Here is a 17,923-nt window from a genome sequence, read left to right on the forward strand (position 1 = left end):
CGCGCTCAGTCCACCTCCGCCACCGCCGCCGCGAACTGCGCCTCGTACAGGCGCGCATAGGCCCCGCCGGCCGCCAGCAGCTCGCCGTGCGAGCCCTGTTCGACGATCGATCCGTCCTCCATCACGAGGATCACGTCGGCATTCCGGATCGTGGAGAGCCGGTGGGCGATGACGAAGCTCGTACGGCCGTGCGCCAGCCGCACCATGGCCTGCTGTATGAGCACCTCGGTGCGGGTGTCGACCGAGCTGGTCGCCTCGTCCAGCACGAGGATCACCGGGTCGGAGAGGAAGGCGCGCGCGATGGTGATCAGCTGCTTCTCACCGGCGCTGACGCCCGTGCCGTCCTCGTCGAGGACCGTGTCGTAGCCGTCGGGCAGCGTCCGCACGAAGCGGTCCGCGTGTGCCGCGCGCGCGGCCTCCTCGACCTGCTCGCGGCTCGAACTCTGCGCCCCGTAGGCGATGTTCTCCGCGATGGTGCCCTCGAAGAGCCAGGTGTCCTGGAGGACCATCCCTATCCGGGAGCGCAGCTCCTCGCGGTTCATCTCCGCGGTGTCCGTGCCGTCCAGGAGGATGCGCCCGCTCCGCGTCTCGTAGAAGCGCAGCAGCAGGTTGACGAGCGTGGTCTTGCCCGCGCCCGTCGGGCCGACGATGGCGACGGTGCTGCCCGGCTCGACCTTGAGCGACAGGTCCTCGATGAGGGGGCGGTCCGGCTCGTAGCGGAAGGAGACCCGGTCGAGCTCGACGCGCCCGCGCACCTCGGCGGGGCGTGCCGGAACCGCGGGCTCGGGGCTCTGCTCCTGCGCGTCGAGGATCTCGAAGACGCGCTCCGCCGACGCCACCCCCGACTGGACCATGTTGGCCATGGAGGCGATCTGGTTGAGCGGCTGGCTGAACTGCCGCGAATACTGCACGAAGGCCTGCACGTCGCCGATCGACAGCGCACCCGAGGCGACCCGCAGCCCGCCGACCACGGCCACCAGCACGTAGTTGAGGTTCGAGACGAACATCATCACCGGCTGCATGATCCCGCTGACGAACTGCGCCTTGTAACTCGCCCGGTACAGCGCCTCGTTGCGCTCACGGAAGGCCGCGGCCGACTCTCCCTGCCGCCCGAAGACCTTCACCAGGGCGTGCCCCGTGTACATCTCCTCGACGTGGGCGTTGAGCTTGCCCGTGTCGGCCCACTGCTGCACGAACTGCGGCTGCGCCCGCTTCCCGATCCGGGTCGCCACGGTCAGCGAAATCGGTACGGTCACGAGCGCGACCAGCGCCAGCAGCGGCGAGATCCAGAACATCATCACCAGCACACCGACCACGGTCAGCACGGAGTTGACGATCTGGCCCATGGTCTGCTGGAGGGTCTGGCCGATGTTGTCGATGTCGTTGGTGACGCGGCTGAGGACCTCGCCTCGCGTCTGCCTGTCGAAGTACGACAGCGGCAGCCGGGAGAGCTTCGCCTCGACCTGCTCCCGCAGCCGGAAGACGGTGCGGTTGATCGCGCGCACCGACAGCCGCCCGCTGGCGAGCATCATCAGCCCCGCCACCGCGTACACCGCGATCACCAGCAGCAGCACCTGGCTGAGCGCGCCGAAGTCGATGCCCTGACCCGGGGTGAAGTCCGTACCGGAGAGCATGTCGGCCACGCCGGTGTCGCCCTCGGAGCGCATCCGGTCCAGCACCTGCTCGCGGCTGACGCCGTCCGGCAGCCGCTTGCCGATGAAGCCGGCGAAGATCAGGTCGGTGGCCTCGCCGAGTATCTTCGGGCCGAGCACGCTGAAACCGACACCGAGCAGCCCGAAGGCCACCATGCCGATGAGCGTGGCCCGTTCGGGACTGAACTGCCCAACCAGCCGTTTCGCGGAGCCGCGGAAGTCGGCCGATCGGCGGGGCGGTGCGCCGCCGCCCAGCATGCGGGCCGGACCACTCACGCTGCGGCCTCCTCTTCTGTCAGCTGGGAGAGCACGATCTCCCGGTACGTCTCGTTGTCTTCCATCAGCTCGTGGTGCCGCCCCGATCCGACGACGCGGCCCTCGTCGAGCACGAGGATCCGGTCGGCGTCACGGATGGTGGAGACCCGCTGGGCGACGATGAGGACCGTCGCGTCGGCGGTGCGGCGGGTGAGGGCCGCGCGCAGCGCCGCGTCGGTCGCGTAGTCGAGCGCGGAGAAGGAGTCGTCGAACAGGTAGATCTGCGGGCTGTGGACCAGCACCCTTGCTATCGCGAGCCGTTGGCGCTGACCGCCCGAGACGTTGTTGCCGCCCTGGCCGATCGGCGCGTACAGCCCGCCGTCCATCGCGGCCACGAACTCCTCGGCCTGCGCGGTCTCCAGGGCCTCCCACAGCTCGTCGTCGGTGGCGTCGGGCCGTCCGTAGCGCAGGTTCGACGCGACCGTGCCGGAGAAGAGATAAGGGTGCTGCGGCACGAGGCCCACCGTGCGGGCAAGCAGAGCCGGTTCGAGCGTCCTCACGTCCTCGCCGCCGACGAGCACGGCGCCCTCCGTGGCGTCGAACAGCCGCGGCAGCAGCCCCAGAAGCGTCGACTTGCCGCTGCCCGTCGAGCCGATCACCGCCGTGGTCTCGCCGGGCCGCGCGAGCAGATCGACGTCCGCGAGCACCGGGGCCTCGGCGCCCGGGTAGCGGAAGCCGGCCCGGCGCAGCTCCAGCACGCCGCCCCCGCGCCCGCCGTCTCCGGGCACTCCGCGCAGCGTCCGCACGGGCTCGTCGGGAGGGACCACGCTCGACGAGGTGTCCAGCACCTCGGTGATGCGGTCGGCGCACACCTCCGCGCGCGGGATCAGCATGAACATGAAGGTGGCCATCATCACCGACATCACGATCTGCATCAGGTACGACAGGAAGGCCGTGAGCGCGCCGATCTGCATGCCTCCGCTGTCGACACGGTGGGCGCCGAACCACACCACCACGACGCTGGAGACGTTCACGACCGTCATGACCACCGGGAACATCAGCGCCATCAGCCGCCCGGCGCCGAGCTGCACAGCGGTCAGCCCGCTGTTGTGCTCGTGGAAGCGCTGCTGCTCGTAGTCGTCCTTGACGAAGGCACGTATGACGCGGATGCCGCCGATCTGCTCCCGCAGCACCCTGTTCACGCCGTCGAGGCGCCGCTGCATGGTGCGGAACAGGGGCCGCAGCCTCCGCACGATCAGGCCGACCAGCACGGCCAGCACCGGCACCACGCCCAGCAGCACCGAGGAGAGCGGGACGTCCTGCCCGAGGGCCATCACGATGCCGCCGACGCACATGATCGGCGCCGAGACCATGATCGTGAAGGTCATCAGCACCAGCATCTGCACCTGCTGGACGTCGTTCGTGGTGCGGGTGATCAGCGACGGGGCGCCGAAGCGGCTCACCTCGCGCGCGGAGAAGGTCTGCACGCGGTCGAAGACCCGTGCCCTGATGTCCCGGCCGGCCGCCGCGGCGGTGCGCGCCGCGAGGAGCACCGCGCCGATGTTGCACACCACCTGTGCGAGGGAGACGCCGAGCATGAGCCCGCCGTGGCCGAGGATGTAGCCGGTGTCGCCGCGGACGACGCCTTTGTCGATGATGTCGGCGTTGAGCGTGGGCAGATAGAGCGTCGCCGACGTCTGCACCAGCTGGAGCAGTACGAGGACGGTGACCGGGCGCCGGTAAGGGCGCAGATGTTCGCGGAGCAGGCGGATCAGCACAAAGGTCCCCCGTGCGGAAAGAAAGCTGTGCGGCTCGGCCGCGGGCGTGACGGCGCCGAGCGGTGAAGAGTACGAGCGGTGAAGAGTACGAGTGGCGGGGCGGTACGACGTGGGCGGTCGGTTGACACTACTTCGCAGGCGACTGCCGTGTATTCCTATTTTCGAGCGGTCACGTCATGCGGACCCCCAACTCCGGGCAAAGATCGCTGTGATCGCTGCGGGCTGAATCCGCCCGATCCGGACACCTTCCGCCGCGGAAACCGCACGCTCGCCGGCTGTTCGGCGCTTGTTCGCGCCGCCTTCCGGCCGGTGGCCGCCGCCCGCCGCCTTCCGCCCGCCGCCCGCCGCCTTCCGCGACTCCGCCCGGGTCAGGCGCCGAAGGCCCCCGGATGTGTCTCCTCGCGCACGGTCACGTACTGCTGCCGCACCGCCTGCCCCGCGGCGAGGCTCTCGCCCGGGTCGAAGACCTCGCACTCCGCCGTAGGCCAACGCGGCGGCTGCGCAGCGCCGTTGAGCGCCCACGCCGCCTGCCTCGCCGCGCCGATCGCGGTGTAGTCGGCGGGACGGGGCACCACCACCTGCGTGCCGAACAGCGCCGGAGCCGCCGCCTGCACGGCGGGCAGATTCGCGGCAGGGCCCAGCAGGAAGAGTCTTCGCACCTGCACGCCCCGGCCGCGCAGCACGTCCAGCGCGTCGGCCAGCCCGCAGAGCATCCCCTCGACGGCCGCGCGCGCCAGATGCTCGGGTTTCATGCTCTCGCGCCGCATACCGTGCAGGGAGCCCGCGGTGTGCGGCAGGTTCGGGGTCTGCTCGCCCTCCAGATACGGCAGCAGCACCATTCCGTACGCGCCCGGAGTCGAGCGCTGTGCCAGTTCCGAGAGCCCCTTGACGTCGGTCCCCAGCATCTCGGCCGCGCCGCGCAGCACCCTCGTCGCGTTGAGGGTGCGTACCGCGGGCATGTGCATCCCGGTGGCGTCGGCGTACGAAGTGATCGTCCCGCTCGGGTCGTTGAGCGCCTCGTGGTGCACCGCGCACACGGAACCGGAGGCTCCGAGCGACATCACGGCGTCCCCGACGTCGACGCCCAGCCCGAAGGCCGCGGCCATCGTCTCGCCCGTACCGGCGGAGATCAGCAGACCCTCGGGCGTACGACCGGCGGGCTCCGCGGGGCCGATCACCTCGGGCAGTGCGACCTGGTGGCCGAGGGCGAGTTCGGCGAGGTCGGGGCGGTAGGTCTCCAGCGCCGCCGACCAGTAGCCCGTGCCGGACGCCTCACCACGGTCCGTCGTACGCCGCGCGGGCCGTGCCATCAGCTGCCACACCAGCCAGTCGTGGGGCTGGAGCACCTCGGCGACGGACGCCGCGGCCTGTGGCTCGGCGCGTGCCAGCCAGCGCAGCTTGGAGACGGGATGCCCGGCCTCCGGCACCGTGCCGACGGCCTCCGCCCACGCGTGCCGGCCGCCGAGCGCGTCGACCAGGTCGGCGGCGGCGGGCTGTATGCGCCGGTCGTTGCCGAGCAGCGCCGACCGTACGGGGTTGCCCGCGGAGTCGAGCGCTATCAGCCCCTGCTGCTGAGCGGCCACCCCGATGGCCTCGACGTCGGAGAACTGGCCCGAACTCGCGGCCTTGCCCAGTGACATGAGCCACGACTGCGGATCGTCTCGCTCCGCCGGATGATCGGCATGACCGTGCTTGACGACGGCGCCCGAATCGGCGTCGCAGACGACGATGCGCGTGTACTCCGCGGAGCTCTCCAGGCCGGCGACTATCCCCATGGCGCGAATGATGCCCTACGCTCCGTGGCGGCCCGATGCCGCCCTCGCCCTTCACCGCCCCTCGCGGGCGGGCCCATACCGGTCCCGGCCTGCCCGGCGGCCCCGCTCGTACGGGCGGGCACCTCCCGCGGATCAGGGGGAGCGGCCTAGCTTGGTGTGGTGGACATCTGTGTGAGCAACCCGCTGCGTCAGTGCACCCTGGACGAGCTGCGCCGCCGTACGAGCGCCAAGTGGCGCGTACACCCCGGCGACGTGCTGCCGATGTGGATCGCCGAGATGGACGTACCGCTGGCCGCTCCGGTCGCCGAGGCGCTGCACGCGGCGATCGACGCCGGAGACACCGGCTACGCCATGGGCGACGTCTACACCGAGGCCCTGGACGGATTCGCCGGACGCCACTGGGGCTGGAGAGTGCGACCCGAGCGTGCGGCGATCGTGCCCGATGTGATGGCCGGGGTGGTCGAGATCCTCAAGCTGATCACCTCGCCCGGGGACGCCGTCGTCGTCAACTCGCCCGTCTATCCGCCCTTTTACGAGTTCGTCTCGCACATGGGCCGCCGAGTGGTCGAGGCGCCGCTCACCGAGGAGGGCCGGATCGACCTGGACACCCTCGCCGAGGCCTTCCGCACGGGCGCGGGCAGCGGCGACGCCCGGGGACCAGGGGCCGGAAAGGCCGCGGCGGACGGCAGGGGCGCGGCCGCCTATCTGCTGTGCAGCCCCCACAACCCGACCGGCACCGTGCACACCGCCGCGGAACTGGCCGCGGTAACCGAACTGGCCGGCCAATGCGGCGTTCGCGTCGTCGCCGACGAGATCCACGCACCGCTCGCGCTTCCCGGCGCCCGTCACACCCCGTATCTGTCGGTGCCCGGCACCGAGCGCGCCTTCTCCCTGATGTCGGCCTCCAAGGCGTGGAACCTGGCAGGGCTGAAGGCGGCCATGGCCGTCGCCGGAGCCGACGCCGCGGACGAACTGTCCCGGATGCCGGAGGAGGTCAGCCACGGGCCCAGCCACCTGGGCGTCATCGGGCACGTGGCGGCGCTGCGGCACGGCGACGCATGGCTGGAGGCGCTGCTCGCGGGCCTCGACGAGAACCGCAGGCTCCTCTCCAAGCTGCTGGAACGCCATCTTCCGGAGGTGGGCTACGGCTCGCACGAGGGCACCTTCCTCGCCTGGCTCGACTGCCGCGGGCTGGGCCTGGGCGACGACCCGGCGGCGGCCTTCCTGGAACGGGGCCGCGTCGCCCTGATCCCCGGACCGGCCTTCGGCACGGGCGGCGCGGGCCACGCGAGGCTCAACATCGGTACGTCGCCGGAGATCCTGGAGGAGGCGGTACGGCGGATGGCCGCCGCCGTCTGACCGGACCGGCGCCGGGCCCGTCGCCCGGGGTGCGCGGGACGGCCGGTCGCCCCGACGGACGGGAATCTCCCCGCACGGACGGGCCCCCTCGCACGGACGGGACCTCCCGCACCGAGCCCTCAAGGCCGGTGCGGGAAGCCCCGCCACACCCCGTTCGCCCCCGTTCAGCGCCGCGGTCTCAGCAACGCTTCGACGACGCCGCGTTGTTGGGCACCGGGTCGCCCGCCTTGCGCACCGAACCGACGCCCGCGGTGCACTCGGACACCGTGTCCGTGCCGTGCGACCAGAACTCCTGCCGCGTGGTGTTCGTCCAGGCCCTGGTGCCGAGCACCTCGTCCTGCGAGTAGCTGTAGACGGCCGCCGTCACGTCGTAGTCCCCCGCGGTCTTGCGGAAGCTCTCCCAGACCCACACGTAGCCGTAGTTCTCCTTGCAGTCGGGCGAGTAGAACTGCTTGACCGAGGCGATGGTGACGCCGCTGCGCTTGACGTACCCGGTGGTGCCGATCTGGTACGCGTCGTCGCACACCCCGGCGGCCTCCGCGAGCCTGCTGTTCGGATTGCCCTCGGCCGAGGGCGCGGTGGACTTGGCGGCGCTCCGCTCGGACGGCTTGGGCGCGGGCCCACTGCCGGCGTAGGCGGCTCCCGCCGGGACCGCCAGCATGGCGCAAGTCAGCGCCGCCACCGCGGTCTTGGCATAGCGAATACGCATTGTTCCCCCTCAAACGCTGTAAAGCATGACTGTTCTGACAGACGAATCTTGTGGGCTATTGCCCGGAAGATTCCGACATCGGTAAAGACACCCGACACAGCCGAGGGGTTGTACGGAACTCGCGGGCCGCGGGCAGCCGTCGACGTCCCGCCCCGCTCCACGAGGGGCGCGGGGCAGGACGTCTATGCACGTCGCCGCGTACCGGACGGCCCCGACTCGCCCCGTTCAGGCCGCGGTACGCAGGTCCGCCAGGACCAGGTCGCGCATCTCCTTCGGCGCCACACCCAGCCGCTGGAACATTCCCTGCGAGATCTTGTCGTCGCCGCGCAGCAGCGCCAGCACCACGTGCTCCACCCCGATGTGGCGGTCCTTGCGCGCGACCGCCTCGCGCAGCGACAGCTCCAGCGTCTTCTTCGCCCGTCCCGTGAAGGGGATGTGCCTCGAAGGTCCGGGCAGTTCGCCCGTCCCGCCGGAGCCGCCGTCGCCGCGCGCCCCGCTCTCCCGCCGCCGGAGCCTCCCGAGGCGGCGCCTGCGCGGTGCGCTCTCCCCGGGATCGCTCACCGGGGTGTCCAACGCACCGTCCCCGAAGGCGTTTTCGGCACGCCGCCGGATCTCCTCCAGGTCGATCCCGAAGGCCTTGAGCGCCTCCGCGTCCTCCGGACCCAGCGCGTCGCCGTCCGCGCCGCCCACCACGCTCGACACCGCGGCGCGACAGGTCTCCGCGCTGACCCCGAGCCGTACGAGCGTCGAGACCCCCGGCTGCTCCGGCAGGCGCAGCGCGGAGAGCAGAAGGTGCTCGGTGCCGATCCAGTCGTGACCGAGGCTCCGCGCCTCCTCCTGCGCTCCGATGACGACCTCGCGTGCCGGCCGGCTGAAACGTTCGAACATCGCCGCCTACCTCCTCGCGTGCTTCTTGTGTACGGCCTGCCTGCTCACGCCGAGCGCGGCCCCGATCTCGTCCCAGGACCAGCCCTGGGCGCGGGCGCTGTCGACCTGCAACGCCTCCAGGCGCTCGGTCAGCCGCCGCAGCGCGGCGACGGCCCGCAGTCCTACGCGGGGATCGCTGTGCAGGGCGGCCTCGGCTGTGTCCACTGCTTCTCTTGCTTCCGATGCGGCCATGCTGTCAACTTAGGATGACACGACGGAGCTTGTCAACCATCATTGACAAGAGGGGCTGACGAGAGCGTCGCCTGCGAAGGACCGGGGGAGGGGAACTGCCGGGCGCCGCAAGGTCTTTGCGTACGTGTCGGTGCCGGGGCGGGGGCCAGGACCGAACCGGAACGGCCCGTCACGCCGGAGGAGAGATCACCGGAGGAGGCCGGAGGAATCAGAGAGAGAACTGGCGCCCCGGACGGTCGCCGGGGCGCTGCCGCGGAGCCGGTGACCCGACCCTGCGTCCGTGCTCGGTGGGGCGGGTGGGACTCGAACCCACGGCCGACGGATTATGAGTCCGCTGCTCTAACCGGCTGAGCTACCGCCCCGTTCGCCGGGCCACGCACATCTGTGCGCGCCGCGTCTGCCGCAGCATAGCTGCTCATACGATCTCCCGCCCCTGCCGGGTGGGGCCGTACGGGAGGGAGGACTCCGGGCACCCGGTGATCGGTTCCCGAGTGCCCCGACGGACTTGCCCGGCAAAGAAAAAGAGCCCCGGGGAGGGCTCTTTCGGTTGCTCCCGCGACTGGACTCGAACCAGTAACCTGCCGGTTAACAGCCGGCTGCTCTGCCGATTGAGCTACACGGGAATGCGCTGCTCGGACGGGCCCACTTGCCACGGACCGCGTTCCCTCGCCGCGCGCATACATTAGCGCATGCCAGCGGGTACTCCGAAATCGGTATCGGTGCGGGCCCGTGCCCGGGGAAGACCGGGGAACAGCAGAGAGTCCGAGAGAGTTCCGAGAGTCCCGAGAGATCCGAGAGAAGGGTGGAGCCATGCGCTACCGGCTCACGTTCGTCGCTGGACTGGCCGTCGGGTACGTGTTCGGTACGCGTGCCGGCCGCGAGCGCTACGAGCGGCTGCGGCAGACGGCACAGCGGCTGTCCGAGAACCCCGCCGTACGCAACGCCGCGGAGAGCGCAGCGCAGACCGGCCGTGAAGCCGCCTCGAAGGCGGCGGGAGTCGTGACGGAGAAGGTCGGGCACCGGCTGCCGGAGTCGGTCAACGAGCGGGTGCGCGCGCTCCGCGACCACCGCACACCCATGGACGACGACTGGGGCAGCGGCAGCAAGTAGCCCCGCACGACGGGCAGTTCCGCGGCCGGACCGCCTGCACGGGACGCGCCCCGCAACGCAGCGCGATCCCGTACGCAAAGCGATCCCCGCGTCGGGCGGTCCCGTACGAGCGGCCACGACGGCGGGCGGACCGGAACAGCCTCCGGTCCGCCCGCCGTCGGCGTGCGCGGTGCTCCCGTCCGCTCTCCCTCGCCCGGTCTCGTCAGGCGCCGGGGAGCGGACGCACCAGTCCCGGATCCAGCAGCGGCGCCATCAGGTCGCCGTGGCGCTCCAGTCGCAGGGACAGCTGGTCGGCGAGGAAGACGAGTTCGTCCGCGGTCCTCGCCGCGCTCAGCTCGTCCCAGGTGAGCGGAGTGGAGACGGTGGGACGCTGCTTGGCGCGGAGGGTGTAGGGGGCGGCGGTCGTCTTGAAGGCCGCGTTCTGCGAGTGGTCGACGAAGACCTTGCCGGGGCGCAGCGCCTTCGCCATTCTGCTCAGCGCCAGTTCGGGCATGGCGGCCTCTGCCTCCAGGGCGGCCTTCTTCGCGTACGCGGAGGCCGCCGACGACGAGGTGACCTCGATGGGCGCCAGCAGATGCAGCCCCTTGCCGCCCGAGGTCTTGGGGAGCACAGTGATGTCGTCGTACGCCAGTCGCTCGCGCAGCCACAGGGCGACGGTGCGGCACTCGAGAATGCCGGCCCCGGGTCCGGGGTCGAGATCGAAGACGAGCCGGTCCGCCCGCGCCTCGTGCTCCACGCGCCACTGAGGGGTGTGCAGCTCCAGGCCGGCGAGGTTCGCCGCCCACACGAGAGTGGCGAGGTCCTGGATCAGCACCTGCCGCAGCGGCGTGCTGCTGATCTCGGTGATCTCGTGGACGGTCACCCAGCCGGGGGCGCCGGGCGGCACGTTCTTGGCGAAGAAGGCTGTGGCGTCCACGCCGTCGGGATACCGCAGGAAGGAGACGGGGCGTCCCCGCAGGTGCGGGAGGAGCGCCTCGGCGACGGTCACGTAATAGTGGAGTGCCTCACCCTTGGTGAATCCGGTGGCCGGATAGAGCACCTTGTCGAGATTGCTGAGAGCGAGACGGCGGCCCTCGACCTCCGTGTACGGCATACCCTGAGAGTCCCATAGAAGGGACGAACCATGCGATCCATCTGGAAAGGGTCCATTTCCTTCGGGCTGGTCTCCATACCGATCAAGGTGGTTTCGGCCACCGAGAGCCATAGTGTCTCCTTCCACCAGATCCACACCGCGGACGGCGGCCGCATCCGCTATCGCAAGGTCTGCGAGCTGGAGGAGCTGGAGGTGCCGCGGGAGGAGATCGGCAAGGGGTTCGAGACCGGCGACGGGACCACCGTGCAGCTGACCGACGCCGACCTGGCCGCGCTGCCCCTGCCGACCGCCAAGACGGTGGAGATCCTCGGCTTCGTCCCCGCCGAGGAAGTGGACCCCATCCAGCTCGACCGCTCGTACTACCTGGCCGGGGACGGCCGCTCCGCGACCAAGCCGTACGCACTGCTCCGGGAGGCGCTCAAGCGCTCCGGGAAGGTGGCCGTCGGCAAGCTGGCGATGCGGGGACGGGAGAGCCTCGGACTGCTCCGCGTCTACGAGGACGTGCTGGCCCTGCACACGATGCTGTGGCCGGAGGAGATCCGTTCCCCGAGCGCTGTCGCGCCCGAGGAGGACGTCACGATCCGCGATGCCGAGCTGGATCTCGCGGACACCCTGATGGAGACGCTGGGGGACCTGGACTGGTCGGAGCTGCACGACGAGTACAGGGCGGCCGTGGAGGAGCTGGTCACCGCGAAGCTCGAAGGGGTCGACACCGGGGCGGCGGGCAGGGAGACGGCCGCGGCCTCCGGCAAGGGCCAGGTCGTGGACCTGATGTCCGTGCTGGAGAGCAGCGTGCAGGCCGCCAGGAAGTCGCGCGGCGAGGGGGGCGGGGCCGCCGCGTCCGGCGGGGGCGGCGGTGCGGCGGCCGACTCGGACGCCACCGTGCACGAGCTGTCGAGGCAGCGGGGCGCGAGGTCGAGGAAGGCGGGGGCGGGGGGCGGATCGGGTACGGCGAAGAAGGCCGCAGCGGCGAAGAAGACCGGCGGAGCGAAGAAGGCCGCCGCCTCGAAGAAAACGGGATCGAAGGCCGCGGCCCCGAAGAAGACGGCAGCCAAGAAGGCCGCATCGAAGAGGCAGCCGGCCGCCGCGAGCGGGGCTGCCAAGTCCGCCGCCAAGTCCGCCGCGAAGCCCGCGGCCAAGCCGGCGAAGAAGACGACCGCGGCGGCGAAGAGCGCCTCCGGTGCGAAGAAGACCGCCGCTGCGAAGAAGACCGCCCGCCCGCGGAAGACCGCCTAGCGCCCTGCGAGCCGCTTCGGCGCCCCGCTCCCCGTACCCCGCTCCTGTGCCGCACCGGTGTGCTCCCGGAACTCCGCAGCATTGTCGGCGCCGCGAGGGCGTGGCTAATCTGTTCGCGATGCCGACCAGTTGCCGGTATTTCGAACCGGCGGTAACGCGCGAAGACGCGAAGCGAGCAAGGGGAGGGCGGGGCACATGGGTCGTCTCGTGCCGGCCGTGACCAGGGCCCTGGACGTGCTGGAGCTCTTCCTCGACTGCGAAGAGACCCTCTCCGCCCCGGAGATCACCCGCAGGCTCCGGCTGCCCCGTACGACGGTGCACGAGCTGGTGACCACGCTCACCGCGCGCAGCTATCTGGAACAGCCGCCGGACCGGCCGGGACGCTACCGGCTCGGCGTCCGCGGCTACCAGCTGGGCAGCCGGTACGCCGAGCAGCTCGATCTGGCGGCCGAGGGGCACCGCGTGGCGCGCAGCGTCGCCGACACGTGCGACGAGACCGTGCACGTGGCGATCCTCGAAGGCCCCGACGTCATCTACATCGCGAAGGTCGACAGCACGCACGCGGTGCGCATGGTCTCCGCCGCCGGGCGCCGGCTGCCCGCCCACTGCACCGCCGTCGGCAAGATGCTGCTCGCGTCGCTCCCCGAGGAGGACCTGGAGGCGACGCTGGCGGCCGCAGGGCCGCTCACCGCGATGACGCCGGGCTCCATCACGTCGCCGGAGGAGCTGCGCAAGGCGCTGGCACGGATCCGCGAGCGCGGCGTCGCCGTGGAGCAGCAGGAGTCCAACCCGGATGTGAGCTGCGTGGCGGCGCCCGTACGGGATGCGAGCGGGAAGTCCGTTGCGGCGCTGAGCATTTCGGTGCCCACGGTCCGGTGGAGCGAGGAGCGCCGGGACGAGCTGGCGGACCTGGCGGTCAAGGGCGCGGCGGAGCTGTCGTGCCGGCTCGGGCACCGTTGACGCCCGCACGCGGGAGACGTACGCACGACAGCACGCGCACCCGTCCGCCGGACATGGCCCGTGGGCGAGGGGCGCGCAGACACCGGCCCGGAGACACCGGCCCCGAGAGCGGGTGCCCGGGCCTGCGGAGGAAGGGATGAGCGGCGTGCGGGAGAGGGCAGCGGCAGGGACAGAGGTGGCGGTGGCCGTACGGACACCGGCGTGGCTCGGCGAGGGCCCGACCTGGGACGGCGCACGTGAGCTGCTGATCTGGGTGGACATCCTCAACTCCCGTGTGCATACGTACGATCCGTCCCGCGGCGGCCGCACGGTCATGGCGACGGAACAGCACGTCGGCGCAGCGAAGCCCAGGGCGGGCGGCGGCCTCGTCGTCAACCTCCGTGACGGCATCGGCCTCTACGGCCCGGACGGCGGCTTCTCGTGGCTGCACCGCGAGGTCGTGCCCGGGCGCCGGGGCAACGACGCGGCCGTGGCTCCCGACGGCGCGCTGTGGGCGGGAACCATGGCGTACAACGAACTGGCGGGCGGAGGCGACCTCAAGCGCGTGACCGGCGACGGCTCCACGGTGACCGTGCTGCCGGACGTCACGGTCAGCAACGGCATCGGCTGGAGCCCCGACGGCTCGCTGATGTACTACAACGACACCCCGACCCGCCGGATCGACGTCTTCGACGTGCCTGCCGGGGACGGGAGTTCGGGTGCGGACGTCTCGGGGCGGCGGACGTTCGCGGAGATCGAGCAGGGCGCGGGCTACCCCGACGGGCTGACCGTCGACGCCGACGGCTGCGTCTGGGTCGCGCTGTGGGACGGCGCCGCCCTGCGCCGCTACACGCCGGACGGAAGGCTGGAGCGCACGATCGGCCTGCCCGTGCCGCGTCCGACGGCGTGCGCCTTCGGCGGCGCGGATCTGCGGGATCTGTATGTGACGACGGCGAGTGCGGGGGCCGACCCCTCGGCGTATCCGCTGGCCGGATCGCTGCTCGTGCTGCCCGGGGCCGAACAGGGGCTGCCGCAGGCGGCGTTCGCGGGCTGACGGAGCCGGAGGGGCCCGGCGCGTGGACACCGGGCGCGCCGACTCGGGCCTGGCGTCGGCGCCGGGGCCGGGACCATGCCCCGGCCTCCGGCGTCAGCCCCGCTTCGCGCCCTCTCCCTTCGTGCCTTCTCCCTTTGCGCCCCCGTCTCCCTTTGTGCCGGAGTCCTTCGCTCCTTCGTCCTTCTCGGCTGCGGTCTTCGCGCCCTCCTCGTCCGTGTCCTCTTCGCCGAGCATGCGCTGCAACAGGTCGCGCAGCAGCGTCCGTTCGAGAGGCGTGAGACCGGCCAGCGGCTCGCGGGCGAAGTCGAGGGCGGCGCGAAGCCGCCGGGCCAGATCCATGCCGTCGTCCGTGGCCGCGGCGAGCTTCACGCGCCGGTCCGCGGGATCGGGGCGGCGGACCGCGAGACCGCGCGACTCCAGGCGGTCCACTATCCCCGTCACGTTCGACGGCTCGCACTTCAGCGTCCGCGCGACCTGGCGCATCGGCGTCGGCTCGTGCGCCAGCAGGGCGAGCACGCGGGCCTGGGCGCCGGTCAGCGAATGATCGGCCGCCGCCAGCTCGTACTCCTCGTGATACCGGGCGACGACCGTGCCGATCAGCTCGACGACCTCGCGCGTGACGGGGTCGGGGTCCGGGGCGGGTCTGCGGGTGCTCGCGGGGGCGTCTGCGCGGGCACCGGCGGTGGTGTGGGGGGCCATGGGGGCAGTCTAGCTCTTTGCTTGACAACATGAAATATCAAGGTGCAGAGTTCTTTCAGTACATGAAACATATCCGTCGAGAGGCCCCCACATGAGCTCGCCCGAATCCCTCCCTTCGACAGGCCGCGAATGGCACCTCGTCTCCCGGCCCGAAGGCTGGCCCGTCCCAGGCGACTTCGCGCTGCGTGAAGCCCCCGTCGAGGCGCCCGGCGAGGGCGAGGTCCTGGTGCGGAACCTGTATCTGTCCGTCGACCCGTACATGCGCGGCCGGATGAACGATGTGAAGTCGTATGTCCCGCCCTTCAAGCTGGACGAGCCCATGACCGGCGGCGCCGTCGGCATAGTCGTCGCCTCGCAGGCCGAGGGGTTCGCCCCCGGCGACCATGTGCTCCACGACCTGGGCTGGCGGGAGTTCGCCAGGCTCCGTGCGAAGTACGCCACCAAGATCTCTCCCGAACTCGCCCCGCTCACCAGCTACTTGGGCGTGCTCGGCATGCCGGGCCTCACGGCGTACGCCGGCCTGCTGGAGGTGGCGTCGATGCAGAAGGACGACGCCGTCTTCGTCTCCGGCGCCGCCGGCGCCGTCGGCAGCCAGGTCGGGCAGATCGCGAAGCTCAAGGGCGCCTCGCGGGTGATCGGCAGCGCGGGCTCGGACGAGAAGGTCCGTCTGCTCACCGAGGAGTACGGGTTCGACGCCGCCTTCAACTACAAGTCGGGCTCTGTGACCGAGCAGTTGAAGGAGGCCGCGCCCTCCGGCATCGACGTCTACTTCGACAATGTCGGCGGGGATCATCTGGAGGCGGCCATCAACAGGCTCAACGTGCACGGCCGCGCCACGATCTGCGGCATGATCTCGCAGTACAACTCCACGGAGCCGCCCGCGGCGCCGCGGAATCTCGCCATGGTCATCGGCAAGCGGCTGCGTCTTCAGGGCATGCTCGTGATGGACCACCAGGACCTGATGCCGCAGTTCTTCGAAGAGGTCTCCGGCTGGGTCCGCTCGGGCGAGCTGAAGTACCGCGAGACGCTCGTCGAGGGCATCGAGCAGGCCGCGGACGCCTTCCTCGGGCTGCTCAAGGGGGAGAACACCGGCAAGATGATCGTCGGTCTCGCCGACTGACACCGGTCGCACGCGACCGGACGACCCACGTACAACAGGAGTCACACCGGGCCCAGTTCAAGCCCCGCCCACAGGGGTGCGGGACCCGGCAGACGCCATCCCTACAGGAGGATCCATCCATGTCCGTCCAGCCCGTCGACGTCAAGTACACCGCCGTGGCCACTGCTGAGAACGGCCGCGACGGCCGCGTCGCAAGCGACGACGGCCACATCGACGTCGTGGTCAACCCGCCGAAGGAGCTCGGCGGCAGCGGCGAAGGCACCAACCCGGAGCAGCTGTTCGCCGCCGGGTACAGCGCCTGCTTCCAGAGCGCGCTCGGAGTCGTGGCCCGCAAGGAGAAGGCCGACATCTCGGGGTCGACGGTGACGGCCCGGGTCGGCATAGGCAGCACCCCCGAGGGCGGCTTCGGCCTGACGGTCGCGCTGGAGGCGCACATACCCAACGTCGACGAGGCCACCGCCAAGGACCTGCTGGAAAAGGCCCACCAGGTCTGCCCGTACTCCAACGCCACCCGCGGCAACATCGAGGTCAGCCTCGGCACCGCCTGAGTCCGGCGCCGCCCCGCACGCGTGCGGGGAGTGCAGACGCGAGGGCCGCGCGGCGATGCCGTGCGGCCCTCGTCGTTCTCCAGTGCCGGCGAGCCGGGGCGCGGGCGCCCTCGGCGCTCCCAACCGGCGCTTCCGCGCCGCGCCTTGGGGCTTCCGCGCCGCGACCCGGCGCCACGAACCGACCCTTCGCTACGAGCCGATCCCGCGCTACGAACCGACCCTGCGCTTGTTCCACACGTCGAAGCCGACGGCCGCCAGCAGCACCAGCCCCTTGATGACCTGCTGGTAGTCGGTGCCGATGCCGACCAGCGACATGCCGTTGTTGAGAACGCCCAGCACCAGACCGCCGATCACCGCGCCGAGCACGGTGCCCACGCCGCCGCTCATCGAGGCGCCGCCGATGAACGCGGCGGCGATGGCCTCCAGTTCGAAGTTGATGCCCGCCTGCGGGGTGCCCGCGTTGAGGCGCGCCGCGTACACACAGCCGGCGAGAGCCGCGAGCAGCCCCATGTTCACGAACACCATGAAGGTGACCCGCTTGTCCTTGACGCCCGAGAGCTTTGCCGCGGCCTTGTTGCCGCCGAGCGCGTACACATGGCGTCCGACCACGGCGTTGCGCATCACGAAGCCCAGCCCGATCAGGAGCACACACATGATCAGCAGCACCACCGGCACACCGTGGTAGCTGGCCAGCGTCAGCGTGAAGGCCACCACGGCGGCCACGATCGCGGTGCACTTCAGCACCCAGAGGTTGAACGGCAGCACCTCCAGTTCGTACGCGGCCTGCCGGCGCCTGTCCCGCCACTCCTGCACGAGTACGAAGGCGATGACGACGAGCCCGATGACGAGCGTGGGGTTGTGGTACTGCGTGTAGGGACCCATCTCCGGGATGAAGCCCTGCGCGATCTCCTGGAAGCCCCTCGGGAAGGGCGCGATGGACTGGCCCTCCAGCAGGATCTGCGTACCGCCGCGGAAGAGCAGCATCCCCGCGAGCGTCACGATGAAGGAGGGGATGCCGACGTAGGCGATCCAGAAGCCCTGCCAGGCGCCGGCGGCGGCACCGATCAGCAGCGAGAGCACCAGAGCGAGCACCCATGGCATGTCGTGCTTGACCATCATCACCGCGGCGGCCGCGCCCACGAAGGCGGCCAGCGAACCGACGGACAGGTCGATATGGCCCGCGATGATGACGATCATCATGCCCATGGCCAGGATCAGGATGTAGCTGTTCTGCTGGACGATGTTGGAGACGTTGTTCGGCAGCAGCAGCGAGCCGTCGGTCCAGATCTGGAACAGCACGACGATGAGCGCGAGTGCGACGAGCATGCCGTACTGGCGCATGTTGTTGCGGACGGCGTCCAGCAGGAGCGCCCCCGCGGACGCGCCGCCGGAGTCCGGGCCCGGCTCCGGACCGGAGCCGGCAGGAGGCTGCGAAGTCCCGCCGGACTGAGTGGAGGTGTCTGTCGATGTCATGGTC

16 protein-coding genes and 2 tRNA genes are annotated in these 17,923 nt (G+C 71.0%); 7 read left to right on the forward strand and 11 right to left on the reverse strand.

Annotated features, from left to right (window positions below):
- Positions 1-5: 5 nt before the first annotated feature.
- From HCC61_RS02785 to HCC61_RS02795, 3 genes are all read right to left on the reverse strand, one after another.
- Positions 6-1,928, reverse strand: coding sequence for an ABC transporter ATP-binding protein (locus tag HCC61_RS02785; RefSeq protein WP_169133573.1), 1,923 nt, complete (start codon positions 1,926-1,928; stop codon positions 6-8).
- Positions 1,925-3,685, reverse strand: a complete 1,761-nt coding sequence (locus tag HCC61_RS02790) for an ABC transporter ATP-binding protein (RefSeq protein ID WP_169133574.1) — start codon at positions 3,683-3,685, stop codon at positions 1,925-1,927. Before HCC61_RS02790 ends, HCC61_RS02785 begins: the two co-directional genes overlap by 4 nt.
- Positions 3,686-4,053: 368 nt before the next feature.
- Complete coding sequence (locus HCC61_RS02795) at positions 4,054-5,460, reverse strand: FGGY family carbohydrate kinase (protein WP_169133575.1); 1,407 nt, start codon at positions 5,458-5,460, stop codon at positions 4,054-4,056.
- Positions 5,461-5,619: 159 nt separating this feature from the next.
- Here HCC61_RS02795 and HCC61_RS02800 point away from each other — a divergent pair, with 159 nt between their 5' ends.
- Positions 5,620-6,819 carry a MalY/PatB family protein gene (locus tag HCC61_RS02800; protein WP_346776989.1) on the forward strand — a complete coding sequence of 400 codons (1,200 nt, stop codon included), beginning with the start codon at positions 5,620-5,622 and terminating at the stop codon, positions 6,817-6,819.
- A gap of 178 nt (positions 6,820-6,997) precedes the next feature.
- Here HCC61_RS02800 and HCC61_RS02805 read toward each other — a convergent pair whose 3' ends face one another.
- The 5 genes from HCC61_RS02805 to HCC61_RS02825 all read right to left on the reverse strand — a co-directional run bounded on the left by HCC61_RS02805 (position 6,998) and on the right by HCC61_RS02825 (position 9,270).
- A complete protein-coding gene (locus HCC61_RS02805; protein WP_206321944.1) occupies positions 6,998-7,528 on the reverse strand; it encodes a hypothetical protein in 531 nt (176 codons plus the stop codon).
- A gap of 225 nt (positions 7,529-7,753) precedes the next feature.
- A complete protein-coding gene (locus HCC61_RS02810; RefSeq protein WP_169133576.1) occupies positions 7,754-8,416 on the reverse strand; it encodes a Clp protease N-terminal domain-containing protein in 663 nt (220 codons plus the stop codon).
- Between the two features lie 6 nt (positions 8,417-8,422).
- Complete coding sequence (locus HCC61_RS02815; RefSeq protein ID WP_169133577.1) at positions 8,423-8,647, reverse strand: hypothetical protein; 225 nt, start codon at positions 8,645-8,647, stop codon at positions 8,423-8,425.
- A 288-nt stretch (positions 8,648-8,935) separates the two neighbouring features.
- Positions 8,936-9,009, reverse strand: a tRNA-Ile gene (locus HCC61_RS02820).
- 188 nt (positions 9,010-9,197) lie between these two features.
- Positions 9,198-9,270: transfer RNA gene (locus HCC61_RS02825), tRNA-Asn, on the reverse strand.
- A 187-nt stretch (positions 9,271-9,457) separates the two neighbouring features.
- Here HCC61_RS02825 and HCC61_RS02830 point away from each other — a divergent pair.
- Entirely contained in the window at positions 9,458-9,757 is a 300-nt protein-coding gene (locus HCC61_RS02830; RefSeq protein WP_169133578.1) for a YtxH domain-containing protein, read from the forward strand.
- A 202-nt stretch (positions 9,758-9,959) separates the two neighbouring features.
- Here HCC61_RS02830 and ligD read toward each other — a convergent pair whose 3' ends face one another.
- On the reverse strand, positions 9,960-10,850 hold the full coding sequence (gene ligD / locus HCC61_RS02835) for a non-homologous end-joining DNA ligase (protein WP_169133579.1): 891 nt from the start codon (positions 10,848-10,850) through the stop codon (positions 9,960-9,962).
- Positions 10,851-10,880: 30 nt separating this feature from the next.
- On the opposite strand from ligD, the gene HCC61_RS02840 reads away from it, so the two are divergent.
- From HCC61_RS02840 to HCC61_RS02850, 3 genes are all read left to right on the forward strand, one after another.
- Positions 10,881-12,086, forward strand: coding sequence for a Ku protein (locus HCC61_RS02840; RefSeq protein ID WP_169133580.1), 1,206 nt, complete (start codon positions 10,881-10,883; stop codon positions 12,084-12,086).
- 195 nt (positions 12,087-12,281) lie between these two features.
- Complete coding sequence (locus HCC61_RS02845) at positions 12,282-13,046, forward strand: IclR family transcriptional regulator (RefSeq protein WP_169133581.1); 765 nt, start codon at positions 12,282-12,284, stop codon at positions 13,044-13,046.
- A gap of 136 nt (positions 13,047-13,182) precedes the next feature.
- Positions 13,183-14,079: an SMP-30/gluconolactonase/LRE family protein gene (locus HCC61_RS02850; protein WP_169133582.1), complete on the forward strand. Its 897-nt coding sequence runs from the start codon at positions 13,183-13,185 to the stop codon at positions 14,077-14,079.
- Between the two features lie 93 nt (positions 14,080-14,172).
- Here the strand turns inward: HCC61_RS02850 and HCC61_RS02855 are convergent, their stop codons facing one another.
- Positions 14,173-14,778: a MarR family transcriptional regulator gene (locus HCC61_RS02855; RefSeq protein WP_169133583.1), complete on the reverse strand. Its 606-nt coding sequence runs from the start codon at positions 14,776-14,778 to the stop codon at positions 14,173-14,175.
- Between the two features lie 91 nt (positions 14,779-14,869).
- Between HCC61_RS02855 and HCC61_RS02860 the strand changes: the two genes are divergently transcribed.
- On the forward strand, positions 14,870-15,898 hold the full coding sequence (locus tag HCC61_RS02860) for an NADP-dependent oxidoreductase (protein WP_169133584.1): 1,029 nt from the start codon (positions 14,870-14,872) through the stop codon (positions 15,896-15,898).
- A 119-nt stretch (positions 15,899-16,017) separates the two neighbouring features.
- Positions 16,018-16,446, forward strand: a complete 429-nt coding sequence (locus tag HCC61_RS02865) for an organic hydroperoxide resistance protein (protein WP_169133585.1) — start codon at positions 16,018-16,020, stop codon at positions 16,444-16,446.
- Positions 16,447-16,653: 207 nt separating this feature from the next.
- Here HCC61_RS02865 and mmsB read toward each other — a convergent pair whose 3' ends face one another.
- Positions 16,654-17,919, reverse strand: a complete 1,266-nt coding sequence (gene mmsB / locus HCC61_RS02870; protein WP_169133586.1) for a multiple monosaccharide ABC transporter permease — start codon at positions 17,917-17,919, stop codon at positions 16,654-16,656.
- Between the last annotated feature and the right edge of the window lie 4 nt (positions 17,920-17,923).

The organism is Streptomyces sp. HNM0575 (assembly GCF_012726265.1).
Taxonomy (GTDB): domain Bacteria; phylum Actinomycetota; class Actinomycetes; order Streptomycetales; family Streptomycetaceae; genus Streptomyces.

Bases quoted from the DNA above. Each gene is read 5' to 3' on its own strand.
- HCC61_RS02795 (WP_169133575.1), bottom strand. From the start codon at position 5,460: ATGGGGATAGTCGCCGGCCTGGAGAGCTCCGCGGAGTACACGCGCATC.
- HCC61_RS02855 (WP_169133583.1), bottom strand. From the start codon at position 14,778: ATGGCCCCCCACACCACCGCCGGTGCCCGCGCAGACGCCCCCGCGAGC.
- HCC61_RS02805 (WP_206321944.1), bottom strand. From the start codon at position 7,528: ATGCGTATTCGCTATGCCAAGACCGCGGTGGCGGCGCTGACTTGCGCC.
- mmsB (WP_169133586.1), bottom strand. From the start codon at position 17,919: ATGACATCGACAGACACCTCCACTCAGTCCGGCGGGACTTCGCAGCCT.
- HCC61_RS02810 (WP_169133576.1), bottom strand. From the start codon at position 8,416: ATGTTCGAACGTTTCAGCCGGCCGGCACGCGAGGTCGTCATCGGAGCG.
- HCC61_RS02815 (WP_169133577.1), bottom strand. From the start codon at position 8,647: ATGGCCGCATCGGAAGCAAGAGAAGCAGTGGACACAGCCGAGGCCGCC.
- HCC61_RS02845 (WP_169133581.1), top strand. From the start codon at position 12,282: ATGGGTCGTCTCGTGCCGGCCGTGACCAGGGCCCTGGACGTGCTGGAG.
- HCC61_RS02860 (WP_169133584.1), top strand. From the start codon at position 14,870: ATGAGCTCGCCCGAATCCCTCCCTTCGACAGGCCGCGAATGGCACCTC.
- HCC61_RS02830 (WP_169133578.1), top strand. From the start codon at position 9,458: ATGCGCTACCGGCTCACGTTCGTCGCTGGACTGGCCGTCGGGTACGTG.
- HCC61_RS02850 (WP_169133582.1), top strand. From the start codon at position 13,183: ATGAGCGGCGTGCGGGAGAGGGCAGCGGCAGGGACAGAGGTGGCGGTG.
- HCC61_RS02840 (WP_169133580.1), top strand. From the start codon at position 10,881: ATGCGATCCATCTGGAAAGGGTCCATTTCCTTCGGGCTGGTCTCCATA.
- HCC61_RS02865 (WP_169133585.1), top strand. From the start codon at position 16,018: ATGTCCGTCCAGCCCGTCGACGTCAAGTACACCGCCGTGGCCACTGCT.
- ligD (WP_169133579.1), bottom strand. From the start codon at position 10,850: ATGCCGTACACGGAGGTCGAGGGCCGCCGTCTCGCTCTCAGCAATCTC.